Below are 2,280 nucleotides of genomic sequence, written 5' to 3' on the forward strand. Positions count from 1 at the left end.
CGACGTCGGGCGCCCGCTCGTCGAGCATGGCGCCGACCTGCTCACGGCCGTGCCCGAGGACCACCGCGGTGCGGGCGTCGGCCGGTTCCTCGGCTACCGGGTGACGGTCTGCGACGCCCGCCCCGTGTTCGCGACCGCGGCCCGCTTCCCCGCCGCCGACGAGGTCGTCTGCGCGCGGCCCGCGGCCTACCTCGACCGGGTCGCCATCGACGACCGCACCGTGATCTGCGTGCTCACCCACGACCCGAAGTTCGACGTGCCGCTGCTGCGGGCGGCGCTGCGCTCCCCGGCGGGCTACATCGGCGCGATGGGATCACGGCGCACCCACGACGAACGGCTCGACCAGCTGCGCGCCGAGGGCCTGCGCGAGGACGAACTCGCCCGCCTGCACTCCCCAATCGGCCTCGACCTGGGCTCCCGCACCCCCGAGGAGACCGCCGTATCGATCGCCGCGGAGATCATCCAGAGCCGCTGGGGTGGCACCGGCCGCCCGCTGCGCGAGACCTCCGGGCGCATCCACACCGAACCCACCGGGACACCCGTCACCGACGCCGCGACCTCGACCTGGCCGGGCGCGACCCGCTGAGGGACCGCGCCGCGCCGGCCCACCGGCAGCGGCCAGGACGCCCCCGCCCACCGAGGTGCCCCGCGCTTCGGGGGCCCCACCGGCCGCACCGGCCCCACCGTTGGGGGCCGTGACCTGCGAGTTCGACCGATCTCGGCAGGGGGGTGCGGGTCGCGGCCGTTGACCGGAGATGGTTGGCGGACATTAACTGTTTTGGGGGGTGGTAACGCGCCGATCGGGTGTCCGGCCACGCCACGGAGCTGCGACCCGAGGAGAACCGTGGACGAACCAGGCGCACCACCGCCCGCCCCGGCGGCCTCAGCCCTGGCTCCGGCTCCGGCGCGCACGGCGCGGTCCCGGCGGCTCGCGGCCGTGCTCGGCGTCGGCGGCACGCTCACCGCGCTGGCCCAGATGTCGATCGTGCCGCTGCTGCCGACCCTGCCGCGCCTGACCGGTGCCTCGGTCTCCGACGTCAGCTGGCTGCTGACCGCCACCCTGCTCGTCGGCGCGGTCGTCACCCCGCTGTTCGGCCGCGCGGGGGACATCTTCGGCAAGCGGCGCCTGCTGCTGATCGCGCTGGCGACGCTCACCGTCGGATCCCTGCTGTGCGCGGTGACCTCCCAGCTATGGCTCCTGATCGTCGGGCGCGGGCTGCAGGGCGCCTGCCTCGCGGTGGTGCCGCTGTCGATCAGCATCCTGCGCGACGAGCTGCCCCCGGAGCGGGTCGGCGGCGCGGTCGCGATGATGAGCGCCACCGTCGGCATCGGCGCCGGCCTCGGCGTGCCCTTCGCCGCGATGATCATCCAGTTCGCCGACTGGCACGTGCTGTTCTGGGTCACCGCCGCCCTCGGTTTCGCCGACCTCGTCGCCGCGTGGCTGATCGTGCGCGAGTCGCCGGTGCGTTCCCCCGCCCGCTTCGACGTGCCCGGCGCGATCGGGCTCGCCGCCGGCCTGCTGTGCCTGCTGCTGGCCCTGTCCAAGGCCGCCGCCTGGGGACTGACCAGCATGCGCCTGGCCGGCGCGCTGATCGCCGCGGTGGTCATCCTCACCGGCTGGGCCCGCTGGCAGCTGCGCGCCACCGACCCGCTCGTTGACCTGCGCCTCGCCCGCCGCCGCGCGGTGCTGACCCCGAACCTCGCCGCCCTGCTCGTGGGTTTCTCCTTCTACGCCAACTCGCTGTCCACCGCCCAGCTCGTCCAGATCCCCCGCGACACCGGCTACGGCCTGGGCCTGTCGGTGCTGGCCAGCGGACTGTGCCTGCTGCCCGGCGGCGTCGCGATGGTCCTGCTCTCGCCGCTGGCCGCGCGGATCACCGCGCGCCGCGGCCCGCGGGTGACCCTGCTGGCGGGCACCGCCACCCTCGTCGCCGGCTACGCCGTGCGGATGGCGACCCTCGGCAGCATCCCGACGATCATCGCCGGCGCGACGGTCGTCGCGGTGGGCACCGCGCTGGCCTACTCGGCGATGCCGATGCTGACGATGCAGGCGGTGCCCCGCACCCAGACGGCGGCCGCCAACGGCCTCAACGTGCTGCTGCGCATGGTCGGCCAGGCGCTGTGCAGCGCCGGGGTCGCCGCCGTCCTCGGACATCTGACCGCGCCGAGCACGCACGGCCCGCAGCCCACCCTGGGTGCCTTCCGCGTCGTGTTCGCCGTCGCCGGTCTCGCCGCGGCGCTCGCCGTCCTCGCCGCCGGCCTCGTCCCGCGTGCCAGCGC

2 protein-coding genes are annotated in these 2,280 nt (G+C 75.5%); both read left to right on the top strand.

What is annotated here, in order from left to right; all coding sequences use genetic code 11:
- Positions 1-586 (top strand): XdhC family protein (locus MXD58_RS29570; protein WP_250611430.1); only part of this gene is annotated, 586 nt, incomplete at its 5' end.
- A gap of 258 nt (positions 587-844) precedes the next feature.
- Positions 845-2,280 (top strand): MFS transporter (locus tag MXD58_RS29575; protein ID WP_250611432.1); only part of this gene is annotated, 1,436 nt, incomplete at its 3' end.

This window comes from Frankia sp. AgKG'84/4, from assembly GCF_023242965.2.
Classification (GTDB): domain Bacteria; phylum Actinomycetota; class Actinomycetes; order Frankiales; family Frankiaceae; genus Frankia.